Below are 18166 nucleotides of genomic sequence, written 5' to 3'. Positions count from 1 at the left end.
TAGATATGAAACAATACTGCTGATAACGGTTTGTTTGCGACATTTTTACGGCATATCTGACAATACATTGATTTTTAGATGTTTTATACAAAGCCTTTCCGTGTCAACCTATCGTTTTACAACAACAATTGTGACTACGGGCGCTTTTGTTTCGGAACTTTTAAAACAGCTTCAAAAGCGGGTTTAGGATTCTTGTTTCTGTCGAACAACAACGGATAATCTATTCTACCCGGTATTGGATAATCGTTTTTCCATGACATACCATCATGCAGTCCCCAAACAGTAACACGGTCTATTTTATCACGTTTTTTATAAAAAATCCCGAACAACTCAGCATAACGATCGGTTAGTTGCTTTTCTACTTCTGCAGGAAGTCCGTTTCGGTAAGGATCCAAAAATGTCTTGAATTCTTCCAACTGAAACTGCGGGTCACTCATGCCTTGTCCTATTATCTGTCCTTCTTTAGTTAGCGGAAGTACATCCACATCCAGCTCGGTAATCATAACCTTAACACCCAATGTTGCAAACGTATCAATAGCCGCTTCGATATATTCCTTTTTAGGATAATTCAACCCCCAGTGTCCCTGAATACCTACACCATCAATGCGAATACCCTCTTTTTTGAGCATACGTATCATGCGTGCTATTCCATCGCGCTTGGCAGGGCGCCAGACATTAAAGTCATTGTAATACAATTCTGCATCAGGAGCATACTGGTTGGCAAATTTAAAAGCCAGCTTAGCCAACTCATCACCACCGCCAATACCTTTTACCCAGGTAGTCTGGCGATACGAACCATCGTTGTCTATCTGCTCATTCAACACATCCCAGGCTTTAATGCGTCCTGTATATCTTCCGGCCACTTTTTCTATGTAACTCCTGAGTTGTTCTACCATGGCTTCGTGCGATTTAGGGTTTCCCTTATCATCTTTGAAAAACCAATCGGGAGTCTGGTTGTGCCAAACAAGCGTATGACCTACGGTAAACATATTGTGCTCTTCCGAAAACTTCACATAAGCATCGGCCTGTGCAAAGTTCCAAACTCCAGGGCGGGGATTGACCGTTTCGGCTTTCAACACATTTTCGGGTGTGAGGGAATTAAACTGTTTCAGAACGATTTGTTGTGATAAAAAATCAGATCCCTGAACAATGGCATTATTTACCGAACATCCTATTTTGAAAGCATCTTTATAGGCATCCTTCAGGGTAAGATTGTCCTTTACCGGATTTGCTGCAAAAATAAAGTTAGAGAAAAGTAATGCATTTAGCGTTAGTAAAAATTGCTTTTTCATTTATTGTGTTTTTTAATTGACATCGTGTTTGACTGTATCCTCGTTAATTGAAAGAAAGCTCCGTTTTGAGTACGGAAACTCTGTCTCCTTTCGAAACGTAAAGATACAAAACAGATTTCAATTAAAAAATCTATCAACCAGCCTAAATCTCTTGAGAAAAAGTTCATGCAGAAGTTCCAAAAGAGATGTTTTACATTCATCCAACACAAGTTTGAAAATCCATTCAATACCGTATCGAATCCTGAGCCATTGGGGTGATTACTTCGTTTTGGAAATTATAAAGTTTTACATAGGTTTGCGAAGAGGCGTTTGCATTTTGCGGAGTAATAACCACAAAACTCATGGTGGTAGGAGCTACTCCATTATGATCAATCCATGTTCCTGAATTTGCATAGATGCATTTCTGACCTGTCAAGTTTGTCGAAGCAATTATCTTCGGATCGTGCGTATGACCAAAGATAACGATTCTTTTATCCGAAGCAGGATTCAGAAAATACTGATTTTGTGCTTGTAACTCCGCTTCACTTGCCTTACCCGAACCTGCTATTGCCTGACCGACAGGAATTGGTATAGCCACATGATTGAGAGCTTGACGTTGAATCCAACTGTCCTGAATACCTTTATAGAGTTTCACGTCTATTGCACCTCCCGGGGTGGTTTGATAAGGCAGTATATCATTTACCGCATAATTTCCTTTGAAACCATTCACATTGGTGACAATGATCTTCTCGTCAAACTTATTGGCTATCGGGTAGGAAGCTAATGCTTTGCTCCACACATACCAATAGGTGTATAGCAAACTTTGGCTGGCAGTCGCCGAAGGGTCTTTTGTAATCACAGGAGGTGTGTCGGCAGGTGTTACTGGTTTTTGCATTACATACAGCACAGCTATTCTGGTGTAAAAGTAACCCGGAGGTAAAATTGTGCCCGGAGCAATATCCTGATTGGAGATAGGATCAGGAGCACAAAAGAAATTATAACGATGCCCATGCTCAATAGCTATCTTAGAACAATCGACCGGCAAATAAGTGCCCAATCCCTGTTCTTTATCCCTGGCCTGATTTATTCCAGGAAGGATACTCTCAACGTTGGCAGCCGTAATGGTCAAATCATGATTTCCCGGCACGTAGGTAACCCGTATCTTCTTTTCACCGATGATGCTATTAAGCGCATCTATCACCCCCTTATTCGTTGCCGCAATACGTTTTACAAAATCAGCCTGATCCTTTCCCTGATAAGTATCCACGTTAGCAGGCACAAACCATTCGTCAAGCATATCGCCGGCAATAACCAGTTCCTTTACGTTGGGCGATGCTTTTATTTGTTTCAGCAGTTTCTCCAACGACCCCAGATTTTTGTTACACTCAGCATACGTCAAATCGGCACCCAGATGAAGGTCACTCATCACCACTATCATATTGCGTTCATTGCCTCCATTATTAAAAGCGCCGATGGTATGATCAACTTGTTCATCCTTACAGGCCGAAAACAGAGTTACAAAAAGAACTATAAAACTTAAAACAGAAATGCCTGCCGGATTTTTCATATAGATTGTTTTTATTACGGTTTAGTATTTTAAATAGATAGTTATTTTGCTAATCTATTTTTTCAAATAAGTAATACCCACCCAGTCATCAGTCCGAAATGGAGATGCCGGTAAGCCAGCGCCATTAATTAAATTACAAACCGGATTCGAAGCCCAGGCATAACGAACGGCAACAGGGTTTTCAACCTCCTTGCAGGAAACCACTATTTCATTGCCATCGATTACAGCTTCTGCCCAATGAAATTTATGATCAGATCCTGCAACGGCAAATCCTTTCACCGGTTCTCCATTCTTAGTCTTCAGACCTGTCTCAGCTTGTTTAAATGTGATTCGGATGGAATTCTTTTCTATCCGATAAGAGTCGTACACCGGACCCGAAAAAGGAATGTTTTTGTTGTAGGTTTTTGCCAGAGCAATCAGTGAAAGCCTGCGTCCAACTTCTTGTTTGTTTTTCGGGTGAATGTCTTTAGCCTCGCCTATATCGATGGTCACAGCCATACCAGTATTTTCGAGATGCAACAATGTTTGAAACTGGGCTTCACGTAATTCTGCCCACGAAGCTTCTGCCGGTTGAGGTAGTTCTGGCATATAATTGGCTAGTTGAACAAAATAAAACGGAAAGTCCGACTTCCATTGCTTCCGCCAGTCTTTAATCAGCAGTGGAAACAACTCCCTGTATTGATACGCTTTGTCGGCATTACTTTCTCCCTGATACCAGATAGCTCCTTTGATCGTAAACGGAACGAGTGGACTTATCATGGCATTATATAAAACAGTCGGTTGATTCGGATCGTTCCATGTTTGCGGAGCAGCGGGTATTTCATTCAGGTTCATACCTACTTTATATTGCCATGCACCTGCCAGCGGAATGGATTCCTCTTTCGATAAACTTAGTTTCATCAAACCAGACTCTCCGTAGAAACCTCCACCTCCTCCGGTATCTACAATACGGACAGTAATGACAGCTTTTCCCGGTTTTACAAGATTTGATGGAATGGAATAAGTTCTTGATGCCGTATAATTTGTGGTTTGTCCAATTTCTACTCCATTAAAATAAGCAATATCAGTATCATCAATCTTATCCAGCGAGAGAGTGAGTGATTTATTCCCCCAGTTAGCAGGGATATCAATTGTTTTGCGTAACCATACTACTCCGTCAAAATCGGGTAATACAGTTTCTTCCCAGAAACCGGGGACATTCATTGGTTTCCAATCGGTTTCCACTGTATTGTTGGCTGCCCAAAGAGCTTTTCCGTTAGACATTCCACGGTCTTTTTCTTTTACCAACGCTTGCCACTTAATAGAATCTTGTTTGAACTCCACGGTCAGATTTTTGAAGTTGGCAGATTTCCGGTCTATCTCTACAAGTGGAGATATGAAATCAGGCATTGTTCTCAGTGAACCAGAACTGGTCCATGCTTCGGCTATAGTTCCTCCCCACGAAGCATCAATAAGCCCAATGGGAATATGTAGATTCTGATTTAAATTACGCCCGAAGAAGTACGCAACAGCCGAAAATTCCGGAATTGTTTTGGGCGAACATGTTACCCAGCCTTTATTCCTTACGACCAACTCATTTGTAGGTTTGAAGGCAACACTTTTCTCCACCCGTAGCAATCGGATATCAGGATAATTGGCTTCGGCTATTTCTTTTTCATAATTCATAATTCTACCCCAACCGTCCACTGGCATTTCCATATTCGACTGACCGGAACACAACCAGACTTCGCCTATCATTACGTTACGAAGTTCAAGCTTTGTACCATCTGTTATCTGTATGCTGAACGGACCACCATATTCGGGTGTAGTCACTTCTGTTTTCCAACTCCCATCTTTTTCTACTGTAGTTTGAATGGTTTTATTGTTCCACGATGTAGTGATTTTTAAAATCTTACCCGGATTGGCTGTGCCCCAAAATGGAACAGAAGATTTCTGCTGAAGTACCATGTTGTCGGAAAAGACAGCAGGTAATTTTATTTTGGCTGCTAAAGCAGAAAAAGAGAAAATAAAAATGAATACTAAAATGTATGAGCTGTGCTTCTTCATATGATTTGTATTTTTAAATGGATTCAAAGGTTGCTAAATCATTTCTGATTTTTTGAACTCCAAAAATAATAAAAAACGAGTTTATCGTGCGATAATAGGAAGAATATATTTGAACCTGATATCCAAACATCCATTGCACTATTCTCAAAGAGCAAGAATATCCTTCGTCTTTCCCTATATAGATCTTATTCTTTTCATATAGGTTATGACCGTTAGCGGGGATATGCTTTTTCCAGATTCATACAATTATTACAATCTATCCCTATGCTCCATTTAATTTTAGTTGTTTGGCTATAAATTTTCTTTATCTGCAATTACTTTATTTGTTTAGTCAACAGTTCAACAGCAATTGATACATCTTTGTCTACTTCACTGTTCAGATATTCATCAAGACTGTAATCTACTAAAATATCCGGCATAATTCCTTCATTAAATGGTTTCAGGGAATATGGGAATAACACTCTTCTGGTACAAACTTTAGCCACTCCATTTTCAGGAAATTTATCCAATACCAAAGGTGAACCTGTTGAACCCATTGTAGGGCGACCAATAAAAACAGGTCTGTCTTTCCGCTCTTTTATTGTTATTAAAAAATCTTCTGCTGCTGAACAGGTCTGCTCTGAGATAAGCACTACCATTGGTACATTAAAGCGTTTAAAAGAATCAGGAATCCTTATCGTATCAGCTGCAAAAGTTTGATAAGCTCTGTTTTTATAATAATCCTCATTCTCTTTAACGTAATTCCCATTTGCTTTTTTGACTCCACTATTGATACGCGTTTGCCATGCATAGGACAAAAAGTAAGGGTCTTTAATCATATAGTTCAACAAATACCAACCTGTACTCGTATCTCCGCCGCTGTTGGCTCGTAAATCGATAATTATCCCTTTGGCAGTATACAACGTATCTTTTATGCTTTCAAACATCTTCACAAGCCTGTCTTTCGGGGAAAATGTATTGAATGCCAAGCGGGCTATTTTATTTTTTTCCCAAAACACTTCTACCGGTTTATTCCAGCGTTTGGGTTTCGGTCCCATATATTTTCTATCAACCGATTTTCCGTTGCGGGGAGGAGTATTGGTAAGAATTCTTCCATCGGGTGTTTTATACGTAATGGTTATTTTTTTTGTGGATAAACCGTACCCAAACAGGTGGGAAGCAGATATTTCCTTTACGGTAGGCCTGTAGGCCGAACAAACATAGTTTTCCACATTGCGTTTCATATACTCCTGCGTGGGCAAGTCATTTATTCGTAAAATTTGAGAGCCTATAGGATATTGTTTTGCCAAGTCTTCTCGTACATTTACGATATACAAACTATCTCCAAAATAACGCGCCGACAATGGATAATAATTTGAATATATACCTTTCATCCTATAAAAAACCTCCGAATGCAAATCTTTGAGGTTGGCGGCAAATAACTCCATTTGATCATAAAAATCATAGTCGGTATGGGTAGCCAATACTTTCGGAATATATGATTGGTATAAACTGTCCAAATCGAAAGGAAGTCGGTCAATAAAAGCAAAATTGTATTTTGTTTCGCTCCAAAACGAACTCAAAGCATATATTTTATCTTTATTGCTAAGCGTACTTGGTATTTTATTGCTTAAACCAATTACCACCTGAGCCGTATCTTTATTGTTTAAGACTATTGCTAATTTTACAGGCTTATTTAGTTTCACGACGAAAGTGATTGAGTCAATATCCGTAATAAATCTGATTGTTCGGAATTTCACGGTTTCACTGTACATAGTGTAGATTTCAGGCTTTAACTCGGGAGCGATAGTCCAATCATTTTTCCCAGAGTTAATCATCATTACTATATGCTTTTTGTTAGAATGAATAATAGTTTGCTGCTTTGCATTTGTAGTCAGCAGAACCATACAAAAGATCAAAAACAATGCGTTTCGTTTCATGTTGTGAAATTAAATTTATATATTATTCGAGTTTAATTGTCTTACGCTTGTATTAAATAATACGATTTTTCTATTGCAACTATCACCACTTTTCCCTACACAAATTCTTTTTATCTTTTCTGTAACTACGCCAAACAATACACGATACTGTCAACAGAAATCATTATTTTTTATTTGCCTTTTACAGTGGATATGAAAATAAGAATGCTCGTTTCTCAAATCCAAGTTTCAGATAGAATTCATGAGCTTGTTCGCGGTGAAAGGCAGAATCTAATTCCAATCGTTTTAATCCTTTGTCTTTCGAGTCTTTTATCGACTCTTTAATCAACATGGTACCATATCCTTTTCCTCTGTGTTTTTCATCTACTACCATTGCATACATATAAGAAATGTATCCGGCTTGCCATAAATTGTTCACAATGGCATAGGCACAAAATCCAATCACTTCACCACAATAGTCAAGACATAATAATTCATCTGTGTCCGAGTTTACTCCCCGGTCAAACACAATTCTTAATGCTTTTTTATCCAACTCTTTATTTGGCCAAAGTTGCTCAAACAATGGATAAACTTTCTCAAAGTCATTTTCTGTTGCTTTTCTTACTGTTCCGCTCATATTACATAAAATATTATTCTGCGTTTAAATGTCTATCTGTTTATTTATTCTCCTGAAACACTTTCATCTTTCCCTATATCTCTATCTTATTCTTTATAGAAAGGTTTTGACCGATTGTTGTGAAACTATCTAACCCACGATTATATCAGATTAAAGGATATATCAGATTTCAAAGTATCTGTTCTTCATCTGATCTATCTGCTTCACGAGTTCAGACAATTTCTTCGCCATACAAAGTAAAGCGTATATCTTATAAATCGTCTTTGGCTTTCGTTCTAATTATGTTGCCATTGATTTTATCTGAGTAAGTCAACATGACGAAAGCGTTTGAATTGGTGCTTTTGATTGATAATTGAATACTGCCTCTTTCTGTTTCATAAGTCGTAACATACTTGCAGTTACCAAGATAAACTTGTTGCATTTTTGAACCATCATCTACTTGAAAGAAAGACCCAAATTTTTCAACACTTTTAGAAGGTTGACCATACTTTTCAGTAAGCAACTCTTTTAGATTGAAATAATTTGAAGCAAGGGAGGACCAAGCATCTTGTTTTGGAAAATTCACCGTGACATAACTTACTATATCCTTTCCTTTTAATGTTGAAACTACAACGTTACAACCCTCGTAAGAAGCAAAATCGCCTTCGAAACTTGCAAAATCAGGTTCTGATCCTCCCTCTTTAAAACCGTTTTGTTTCATTTTCGAAACGAATTTATCAAGTGTACCGTCAATTGGAACTCCCTTGAAAGTAAGGTGTTGAGACGTTTGACTTTGAGCAAACGAAACGATTGTCAGTAGCAAAATAACTGTCATTAAAAGTTTGGTTTTCATCTTATTCATTTTTTTTGAATTGATTTATTTTACAATAGTTGTTTTTTATATTTATCGTACAATGCGAGTTCCTACACTCCCGCCAATTTGTAATCGGTATGTTGCTCGTTAGAGAAAAAGAAGAATAAATTGTTCTTCAAGATAAGACACAAGTTACAAACTTGCGCCAGCGTGTGATAACTTTTGTCTAACCCACGATTATATCAGATTAAAGGATATATCAGATTTCAAAGTATCTGTTTTCATTTGATATATCTGCTTCATCCGGGTTCAGACAATTTCCATTCCCCAAACAATACACGCTACACTCAACAAGGATTTTGTTTTAGATGCATTTTAATCTTTTCCACAACACGATCAATATCATGAAGTATTTCTTCGTTTGTGAATCGGAGAACAGCTATGTCGAAACGTTCTAATTCTGCTGTACGACCTTCATCGTAATCTTTTTGTGATAGATGTATTTTGCCATCTATTTCTATCACTAACCGATGTGGATGACAATAAAAGTCCACAATAAAAATGTCAATAGGATGTTGTGCTTTGAAACGTACTCCAAGTTGATTTTTACATAATCGCTCCCAAAGTTTTTTCTCAGCCAATGTCATGTTTTTGCGTAACAAAGCTGCATTCTGAAATATTGTGCGTTTTGCACCATAAAACATATTCGGAAGTTCTGTCCGTTGCATGATAATCCTTTTTTTAAATTCCACCCCTAAATCCCCTAAAGGGGACTTATAGTTAGTACCGCCTCCTATAAGTGCTTTTTATAGATAAGTAAAGTTTATAATACCATTGTCTTTTTCATATTGATTAAGTGTAAATCTTCTTGAATCGCACTCTTAAGCCCCTTCAGGGGTTTGGGGTGCATTTAATCTGCTTCATCCAGGTTCAGACAATTATTACAACCTCTCCCTACGCTCCTACTCCCGATGATTCTTTTCTTCTTTTATTAGCACGGGTTACAAACCCACGATAGCTAAAGGCTTGCTTATATTCTTATTTGTCTTCTGATACAATAGTATTCTTATCCATATCGTATGTAAAAGAAAGAGATAAGGCCGGGGAATAAACCTGAAACTGTTTCAGTCCGGAGAAAATTGCATAAAGTTTAAAAGTACAGATGTCTGTGGCTGAAATAAAAGGTTCTGTTCGAAGGTGGCTATGAAAGACTCCTTTTACAGTTTCTCCGTTATACTTTGTCATGGTTGGAATCAACCTTGAATGGAATTTTCGCCAGGAAGTTATTTCGCCATTTTTATCTGCAAAGAAGATATAGTCGTTACCAAATGGAATAACACCCGATTTAGAAGTCCCCGGGATAATATAAAGTTTATAACCCGATGCATAAGGAATCAACTCAACATTTAAACTATAGCCTTCAGGACATGTTATTTGATATTTTGGAGTGAAAATATCGTTGACTAATTTCGTCTTGATAGCCTGTAATTTCTTTTCTGCATCATTTAGTTTTCTAGTGACAAGATTTTCCTTGCTTGGAATAGATAAGTCTTTAAAATAAGTCATTTCATATATGCAATTGTCCTGACCTTTCTCAAGAATGATCGCTTTTATAGAATCCCCCGATTGATAAATCAGATAACCTCCGAACTTCTGTTTTATATCTTTCAGAGCTAAAGCCTGATCGGTTGAAACCCATGCAACTTTTTCATATTGATACAATAAATTGCCTTCTGCCAGAATGGAATCTGTCTTTTGTTTAATTTCTTCTTTTGAAAAAGTCTCTTGTGCGTTAAGTAGGACTGCTACGAAAACAAATAGTAATAAAACGATCTTTCTCATGATATGATAACTTTATAGGTATGTTTCTAATATTGTGTTCAGCCTTTTTAATCGTAGCGTAAATAATGATTTTAGCAATGTTTGAAGAAGCGGGGCGCTTCGCCAAACAAATAGACTACGCTCAACTAGGGTTACAAACCCGCGATAGCAACCTCTAGACAAGTTTTCTACTACAAATCATTACCTAATATCTTACTTGCCAAAAAGTCTGCAATTTTGGATCTAAATGCAAAATCTAATGGCAGTCCGTTTAAGATAGCATTTGACAATGATGTAGGTATTATAAACCATGTTGGATAACCTCTTGAAATTGGATTACCAGATTTATCCCAAAACCAGCGAATCCCTAGTCTTGGTTCACCATCCCAATCTAATGCAATTATTACCCACCGTTCTTTTATGTGCTTATATACAATTTTATATGGACCATTAACACAAGATTGTGGAGAATTAATTGCCAATATATTTGCATCAATTTCTAAATCAAATTTTTCACCAGACATATTTCTATAATTTTATAATTTTTGATATCTCTTTTTGAACTTCATCGGAAAAATCATTACTTATTTTAGTTTCAAGAATTCCTTGTGCTTCATTAACCTGATCAATTTCAAGATTTTTCAACTCAAAATAATCATATGTATACTGACCTTTACCATTTGTCAACACATTATATTTGATAAGTTTAATGTCGTCATTTATTTGTACTATTAGATTAATATGAGTTTTATAATCATCTAAATTAGGATGTATAAATTTATATTTTTTCGATTCAAAAGGATTTGACAGAATATCTTCTCTTGAAGTAATAAATGATATATTTGCACCCTTAATTTCCATGTTACATCTTTTACAAGAGATATTCAAATTATATGGATGAAACATATATTTACGAAAATCAATATCAGACTTAGGCAAAATATGTTCTATATCAATAACCATTGAAAATTCACCAACAAATTCTCTTCGACAGTAACAACATTGGTTTCTTCTATTTCTAAAATATCTTTTAATTTTATCTTTGACGGGTTTTATTTTCTCATTTTCCCAAATTTTGCCACCTTCATCTTTGACAACTCTAATTAAATCTATGTCTTCTTGAGTAAACATAATACTAATTTTTTCTTTGAAGAACAATTTTTTCAGCTAATTTTGAAATGCCATCTAACATCTTTATTTGACGCTTATCACGAACATTATCATAAATTGGATCAAGATATTTAAGAAAATTCTCTAGACTAATCTCTTTCTTTTCTAACTTATTCAATTGATTTACAATAATATTAGATAGTATTCGATTTTCGGGCATAATTGTATCAAATAAATCATAATATATCTCTTCAATGTTTAGCGTTCTTTTTTCTTGTAGTTCAAGTTCAAAATTTTGGGCTTTATATATTTTTGCTCCTTTTACATTTAATTCAGCACCACTTACTATTAATGGTGAGTGAGTTGCAATAACTATATGGGGTTGATATAAGTACACAATGTCAACAAGTAATTTTACATATTCTCTTTGCCATTTAGGATGCAAACTATTTTCGGGTTCATCAATTAAGATTACAGTTTTTTCATTTATAATTGATGTGATATATAAAAAACTTGTAATTAATGCTAACTCACCCGAACTAGCTGACAACAATGGAATAATTTGGTCGTTTTTTGAGAGAAAAACATCAATGGGTTCTATTATCTTATTTCTAACTAATATATATTCCCATTTAAATAAATTGATTAATGAAAATTTATACGAAGATTCATAATCATTCATATTAAACCAAATTATATCATAGAATTCGTTGTAAGTTCTTTGATTGTAGACTTTTTTGTTTTTGATAGAGTAATTTAGATATTTCAATAATTCAGAATAAATATCTTCCCGTTCTTCTTTCTCAATATCAATATCTTGTAATTTATATTTTAGAAATAACTCATCATTCAAATCGAATATATCATCTATATCATTTAGAGATGTATTTTTGAAGTGAAGTCTAAATCCAATTTTTGAATCAAATCCAACATATTTAAGTACGTTTGTAGCGAAGTTAATTCTCTTTGAAGAATCTTTACTCATGTTAATGAGTGATTTCTTTAAAACATCTTTAGTATATTTTCTCCCAACACTATTTTTTAGTGGGTGAAATCTTATGGAGTGATGAGGTTTAAATTTATCATGAATTGAATTGGCAATGACTACAACATCTTTATTATTTGATTTTAAATGATTTTCAGCCAATTGTGAGAGCATATAACTTTTTCCGCTTCCATTCTCTCCAACAATGATATTTACATCTTCTGGTAATGTATTTCGGAATGAGAGTAATTCTGTGGGTATTTGAAAATTTGAATCAAACATTAGCTCTCCTGATTATAATAAATCTTATAATACTTCCTTCCTTCTTCATCTGTTCCCTGCTCAATCATATCTCTGTCACCATGCACATAGATATGAAAGTTCTTATCCAGTTTAATGACGCTTTTTAAAGCACGTGCTTGTTTCTTTACTGCTGCTTCTGAAATAGAGAACCTATCCAGAACAGCTAGTTCACGAGCAAATTCATACTCCGATTTATATTGATCAAAACTCTGAGCAACCTCCGGTTTACCCATTACTACTTTTTTAAAGTCTGACATATCAAAGTCTTCATTCTTTTTGAAGTACTCTACCGCCTTATTTAAAAAGTCTACCTGATCTGCTTTTGATATATCCAATTCTTCCGGAAGACCTTCTTTGATAAAGTTCTTACACATTGACAGTACATTTTGAGTATTATAGTACTCGTCTTTTCTTTGTTCAACGTGTAAAAAGTTTTCAGTCCAATACTTTGCTTCTATACTTTTATTCGTCCTATCAATTATAGATACAATATTACCATTTCCCTTTTCTAAGTTAAATATAAGACATCCTTTGTCTATTTTTTCAATATTAATGCCTTGCTCATAGTTTATATCATATTGTTTGTTTGATTCATGAGTTTTCAAAAAATAATCAAGATTTTCAATTTTGAAAATGCCAATAGCGTCAGTTACTATATCATCAATAATACAGTTGTCAAAATAGGCAATGAAAACTTTTCCATTTTTTATTTTTGGATGAATTGAACAATCTGAGAGATATTTGGCAATATTAATTGAGTTTTCTAAAAAGGTACTATTATTGTCAAATATTTCATTAGTGTATGAATATATTTCATTCATTTCTATATTTGAATTATGAATAAAATGATAATAATTATCATTTTTAAATGAAGAAAAAAAATACTCTATAATAATTCCTCTTAACTGTTCATCATCAACTGTGGTTTCATTTGAGGAAAGAATAAAAGGTCTAATACTTTCTTTGTTCTCAACATGATGAACAATAAACTTATTTAACTTTACACTTGAATAATTAATACTCATTTCTTTGTTTTTTTTAGATTATTGATTTTATCCAACTTTTCTTTATTTATGAAATAGTGATGGAGTTGACTGAAATTAAATATATTGATAGTTATTTGAATAACCAAAAAGAGTGATATTATGAACCAGTAAAGAATTAAAAATAGACCTAATTTATTTATTATATCGTAATAATATATTTCTATATTAGAAATTATTTCATTATCAAAATAAATAATAAAGTGAACAAAAAAAGCAAATATCAAAGCAAACCCTTGAAAAATCACATTTAAAGCAAAATTAGATGACATATTCTGATAAAGACTATATTTGCTATCTTCTATTGGTTCTGATATTTTACTTAACATGCCAGATTGAATAAAACCAACTACTAAAGTATAACCGGCAATAGTGAAACCGAGTATACTTGGTAAAAAATTCACCATCAGTCCAACTATCTCAACTATCAACTTATATTCATCTAACTCGAAAATAAATGAGCAGATTATAATAATGATAGACAAACTAATGGAAAGTATATTTACTACACTAAAAATAATTTCCTTTAATCCGACAATTTTAAAAATACCTTTAAGTCCTACAACGAAATTATCCTTTATGTTTTCATAAGTATATTTAGTTTCCATTTCTGAACATTTCCATAATTTTATTATGAACTAATGCATTAAATCTGCTCGGAAATCCAAATACATGATCCTTTAATGGAAAGTCTGATGTATTAATTGTATGTGTTTTCCCTTTTTCATCAATGACTCTAGCTTGAGTCTCACCATTACTTAAAGAAGATGATATTGCACCAGATAGTATCTTACTCTCTTTTACATCTATTGATACGCCAGGTTTTTGTGTTGCCTCTATTTTTAGCTTAGAAGTATTAGACTGCCTAACATCATCGTCTACAAATCTTTTTAGTACATTTCCACTGTCAAAGTTTGAGTAATTAATGTCTATAATTAGTTTTTTTATTACAGGGGATGCAAGAATCATTTCAATAGTAGATGCATCTGTTTCTACATCTACTTGCACATATTCATTAGATTTGCACACTTCATTTAATGCCTTTTCAAAAAAGTTTTTTATTGGATAAGGATTAGTTTGAAATTCACTAGTTATCTTGTAACAAAAACGATGTGCTTTTGGGATAAAAACATATTCTGTCATTTTAGCATCTGGGAATAAACCTTCTGGAGCTGCGAATTCTTCATCAATATCCATTGATTTAACATTGAACCATTTTTCATTTTCAATGTAGGTAAACTGAGCTATAAGTCCAGATAAATACAGTACTTCATCATTTTCTATTTCTTCAAAAAGATTCTTAATGATGCAATGCTTAGTGTTTGATGATCGCTTATGCACCCTATTATTAAATAGACTTTTAAAAATTCTTGTATAATCAGTATGTTCTAAGTCTTTTTTACTTTCTTTATCTCTTAACTTGATGTTTATTACATAAAAATAAAATTCTTTTTCTTTCTGTTTTTTGCTCATAATATTAGTTATTTTATTGGTTTATTATTTAATTACTAGATATTTGCAAATTTTATAACAACATTAGATTCTAAACTTAACTCGCTTACATTTTATAGTTTAATCATTTTCCTCAAATCATTATCGTCTAAAAACTATATCGACCTTTTAATCTTTAAAATCAAAAGAATTTAGACCTATAACAATATCCCTCTCACCAACAAATCTTACACTCTCTCCTACCCATCTTTTTAGCTTTAGCTATCGAGACAGCTACTATAGCATCGCTACAATTTTTTGCTCCACGGCAGGTACTTATAGAATGATATACTTTGGCTTTTGGACCGGTGCAGATATAGACGGTTGATGAAGGGCTTTCGGGAGAAAAAGCGGAAAGAAGCAAAATCGTAAACAGACTAAGTGTAAGTTTTTTCAAGGTAGTATAGATTCTTTAAATAAAACAATTCACAAACTTACATATTTTAGATATAACATCCAAAAAATTAGACTCCTTTTTATAAGCAAATTTAAAAGTTGTTTATTGGTGCGGGTTTCAGTGTATAAAAAAACCATCCACGCGGCGGGGCATAGATGGTTTTAGGGGTAAGTAGCTGTACGATAGCGGCGCGTTATAAAATGTAACTGGTAGCAATCTCGCTGTAAATGCGCGAAGGATCGGAGCCTGCGCCTGCCACACGGAAAGCATATTGCTTGCCGCTGATGAGTCCTTCGAGTTGAAGTCGGCGTTTGGTGCAAGTTTTCTGAATCCAGTTGGGTGTTGCTGTCAAAGGCATTTCGGTGTATTCAAATTCGTAGAACGATGCACTGGGCACCACGTCGCAAGTCAGTATCACGGCACCTTTGTTGTCGCCCGGTTTCACGGTTAAGTTTTCGGGTTTGGGCAGTTGTCCCACGGGGCTTTTCTTTTTGTTCACATCCATGCCGCTGCTCAGTATAATAGATTCGTCGCCCCCGCTAATGGTCTGCACATAGCCTCCCAGCGTTTGCAGCATGTCTTCTACTATTGCACGCAAGTTGTTTTTGATTACCGTATCCTGTTTAGTACCTCCCTCTACCTTAGCCAGCGACGCAATGTAGTTGTTGTTGGCCGTACGCAGTTCCTGTATCGAAGGAGTAGGTGACTGAAAGTTCGGGTTTCTTTCCATGTTTTCGATAATGTTGTTGGTTTTGGTACCCAGGGCTTCGTCAGAGTATTTGCCCGACGAAAAATTGATTGAAACTTTTGCATTTCCCATAATGTTGTTGATTTTTTTAAAGGATTAGTATATAATTAATTGAATCTGTGACTATTATTCTGTGCTTATATAGGCCGCAATTGCTGTTAGTCAGGAAAACAATAGAATATTGTTTGCTTAAGTTGCTTCTACTTTTCCAAACTATGAAGCATTGTTTGCCAACAATGAGCGCATTTCTTCCAAACAACGAAGCATTGTTTGTTTAAAATGTTTCTGCTTTTCCAAACAATGAAGCATTGTTTAGCAACAACGATTGCATTTCTTCCAAACAATGAAGTATTGTTTGTTTAAGTGACTCCTGCTTTTCCAAACTATGAAGCATTGTTTGGAAAATCTGCTGTAGTTTTCACCTGACAATGAGTCGGTTTATACCATAGTTGCACCTACTCTTTGATGAAATACGGCTGCTTAACAGAAAGGGCAAGCTACTCAGGTGTACATTCAACCAACTTACGGCTAAGGCAACAAACTTTTTTGTTACGCTGCAAAAAAACAGAATTATTTCGGGCTATTTTTTAAGTCACCGATACCTTTTTTAGCCTAATTAGTTAAATATTATTAACACTCCTTGGAAGTTAAGGGTATTTTTTATTTTTTTGCAACGTGAATTATAAAGTGCGTCATTGATTTTTGTTTGTTATGATATGGCGTTGATATATGTTCAACCTAAAACAAATGACTATGAGTTATCTGCCGACTACACATCAGTTGGTAAAGGAGTTATACAAACTTCTGTCCACACACTATTGTACAATAGCACCTCTTATGCTGGAGCAAAAAAAGTATTTTGAAAAAACTTTCAGTCACCGAAAAGGACTGCGTGACTACAGCGTGACGATTTTCGACCTGCACACGAAACATTTCACGTTTCACGATTCGCTCTTTAATAAATACCTGAAATATCCGTCGCTGAGTCCTGCCGTGATGGACAATATGAAAACACTGAACGACCTGACCGAACCGCAAAACCTGCGTTTCTGCCTGGACACCATCCTCAGGAGTTATGAATTTATTCAGAGTCTTACTGCCGAGGAGCGACTGCACTTTCGTGTGCTGTACATTCGCCGACTGCTGGAAAGGGATGGACTATATCACCCCTACCTGCATCATACGTACATAAGCGAATATGATGAACACGGCAATGCATGGTTAATTACCACCGAAACCAAACGACTACAGGATATGAATATCCCTGAGTTTAGGAAATTTAGTCCGCCAACGGAGCAGTACACCGAAGAGCACCAATATTCGGCAAAACTACTTACCCTTAAACTGGATGAGATAGACCGGGAGCTGATAAAAAAGCATGTTGAGGATTGTAAAAAGAAAGAGCTGAGCAGGGAACTGTACAAGAGTCCGCACACGGTATCGAACCGATACAATAAAGTAAATGCGCTGTTTGGAGTAAACTCCATAAACACCACCTGCCTGATAGCCAAAATTATGGAACTGGTGTGATACTCCGTAAAGTTATATGAGATAAACACAATGCAACCCTGACGAGCACAGCATACGCTACCGCGTAAAAGTCAAAAGCAATCCATACCGCCTTTGTGCGGATAAGTAGTATGGGAAATATAATGCTCTATTTAATCAACCACATAGTAGCACTTAGCTACATAGATTCAGATAGCGATTCTGAAGAATACATAGAAAACAGAGTTTATTGCTTATGGTTTTTACTCAACATGACGGGGACTGACCTTGTCCGGTGAGCCGAAAAACAAGAAAGGAAAGCGTGAAAATACCCACTGTTTGACGACCGAAGGGAGAAGTTTGGGGATTTTAGCTTTCCGATCGTCAGTTTTTCGAGTGAAGCGGGCATAGTCTTGAACTTTTTTGCTTCGTTTTTTGGTTCAAGCCAAAAAATGAAGTGGGGTTTGGGGTAAGACCCCAATATGAAAACTATTCTTTTTTATAAATACACTACGAGTTAAGTAAGTGTAATAATTAAATGTCACAATTATCAAAAAGAACATTCAAT

17 protein-coding genes are annotated in these 18166 nt (G+C 35.4%); 1 reads left to right on the top strand and 16 read right to left on the bottom strand.

The genetic code is table 11. From position 1 onward, the window contains the following. Window positions 1-134: 134 nt before the first annotated feature. From PALPR_RS11525 to PALPR_RS11455, 16 genes are all read right to left on the bottom strand, one after another. A complete protein-coding gene (locus PALPR_RS11525) occupies window positions 135-1292 on the bottom strand; it encodes an endo-1,4-beta-xylanase (protein WP_013445811.1) in 1158 nt (385 codons plus the stop codon). Between the two features lie 223 nt (window positions 1293-1515). Next, on the bottom strand, window positions 1516-2838 hold the full coding sequence (locus tag PALPR_RS11520; RefSeq protein ID WP_013445810.1) for a metallophosphoesterase: 1323 nt from the start codon (window positions 2836-2838) through the stop codon (window positions 1516-1518). A 54-nt stretch (window positions 2839-2892) separates the two neighbouring features. Beyond that, entirely contained in the window at window positions 2893-4884 is a 1992-nt protein-coding gene (locus PALPR_RS11515; protein ID WP_013445809.1) for a sialate O-acetylesterase, read from the bottom strand. 314 nt (window positions 4885-5198) lie between these two features. Further along, window positions 5199-6704, bottom strand: a complete 1506-nt coding sequence (locus PALPR_RS11510) for a S41 family peptidase (RefSeq protein ID WP_171805043.1) — start codon at window positions 6702-6704, stop codon at window positions 5199-5201. Between the two features lie 280 nt (window positions 6705-6984). Further along, window positions 6985-7419: a GNAT family N-acetyltransferase gene (locus PALPR_RS11505; RefSeq protein WP_013445807.1), complete on the bottom strand. Its 435-nt coding sequence runs from the start codon at window positions 7417-7419 to the stop codon at window positions 6985-6987. Between the two features lie 250 nt (window positions 7420-7669). Next, window positions 7670-8251 (bottom strand): hypothetical protein, encoded by a 582-nt coding sequence (locus tag PALPR_RS11500; protein WP_013445806.1) that lies wholly within the window; start codon window positions 8249-8251, stop codon window positions 7670-7672. Window positions 8252-8559: 308 nt separating this feature from the next. Then, window positions 8560-8940 (bottom strand): endonuclease domain-containing protein, encoded by a 381-nt coding sequence (locus PALPR_RS11495; protein ID WP_013445805.1) that lies wholly within the window; start codon window positions 8938-8940, stop codon window positions 8560-8562. 310 nt (window positions 8941-9250) lie between these two features. After that, the gene (locus tag PALPR_RS11490) at window positions 9251-10054 is read right to left on the bottom strand and encodes a hypothetical protein (RefSeq protein WP_013445804.1); all 804 of its coding nucleotides are present in this window, start codon (window positions 10052-10054) and stop codon (window positions 9251-9253) included. A 170-nt stretch (window positions 10055-10224) separates the two neighbouring features. Beyond that, on the bottom strand, window positions 10225-10557 hold the full coding sequence (locus PALPR_RS11485; RefSeq protein ID WP_013445803.1) for a hypothetical protein: 333 nt from the start codon (window positions 10555-10557) through the stop codon (window positions 10225-10227). Window positions 10558-10561: 4 nt separating this feature from the next. Then, window positions 10562-11164, bottom strand: coding sequence for an HNH endonuclease (locus PALPR_RS11480; protein ID WP_013445802.1), 603 nt, complete (start codon window positions 11162-11164; stop codon window positions 10562-10564). A 4-nt stretch (window positions 11165-11168) separates the two neighbouring features. After that, window positions 11169-12410 carry an AAA family ATPase gene (locus tag PALPR_RS11475; RefSeq protein ID WP_013445801.1) on the bottom strand — a complete coding sequence of 414 codons (1242 nt, stop codon included), beginning with the start codon at window positions 12408-12410 and terminating at the stop codon, window positions 11169-11171. After that, entirely contained in the window at window positions 12410-13456 is a 1047-nt protein-coding gene (locus PALPR_RS11470; protein ID WP_013445800.1) for a nucleoid-associated protein, read from the bottom strand. The genes PALPR_RS11475 and PALPR_RS11470 overlap by 1 nt, the downstream gene beginning before the upstream one ends. Continuing rightward, a complete protein-coding gene (locus PALPR_RS11465; RefSeq protein ID WP_013445799.1) occupies window positions 13453-14082 on the bottom strand; it encodes a hypothetical protein in 630 nt (209 codons plus the stop codon). The genes PALPR_RS11470 and PALPR_RS11465 overlap by 4 nt, the downstream gene beginning before the upstream one ends. Continuing rightward, window positions 14072-14947, bottom strand: coding sequence for a DUF4747 family protein (locus PALPR_RS11460; RefSeq protein ID WP_013445798.1), 876 nt, complete (start codon window positions 14945-14947; stop codon window positions 14072-14074). Before PALPR_RS11460 ends, PALPR_RS11465 begins: the two co-directional genes overlap by 11 nt. Before the next feature lie 193 nt (window positions 14948-15140). Further along, complete coding sequence (locus tag PALPR_RS15820; protein WP_148226473.1) at window positions 15141-15362, bottom strand: hypothetical protein; 222 nt, start codon at window positions 15360-15362, stop codon at window positions 15141-15143. A gap of 193 nt (window positions 15363-15555) precedes the next feature. Beyond that, entirely contained in the window at window positions 15556-16182 is a 627-nt protein-coding gene (locus tag PALPR_RS11455; protein WP_013445797.1) for a fibronectin type III domain-containing protein, read from the bottom strand. Window positions 16183-16863: 681 nt separating this feature from the next. On the opposite strand from PALPR_RS11455, the gene PALPR_RS11450 reads away from it, so the two are divergent. Beyond that, window positions 16864-17640, top strand: coding sequence for a hypothetical protein (locus PALPR_RS11450; protein ID WP_148226472.1), 777 nt, complete (start codon window positions 16864-16866; stop codon window positions 17638-17640). The last annotated feature ends 526 nt before the right edge of the window (window positions 17641-18166 follow it).

This window comes from Paludibacter propionicigenes WB4, from assembly GCF_000183135.1.
GTDB classification, from domain to species: domain Bacteria; phylum Bacteroidota; class Bacteroidia; order Bacteroidales; family Paludibacteraceae; genus Paludibacter; species Paludibacter propionicigenes.
This window is presented reverse-complemented; position numbering and strand designations above follow the sequence as displayed.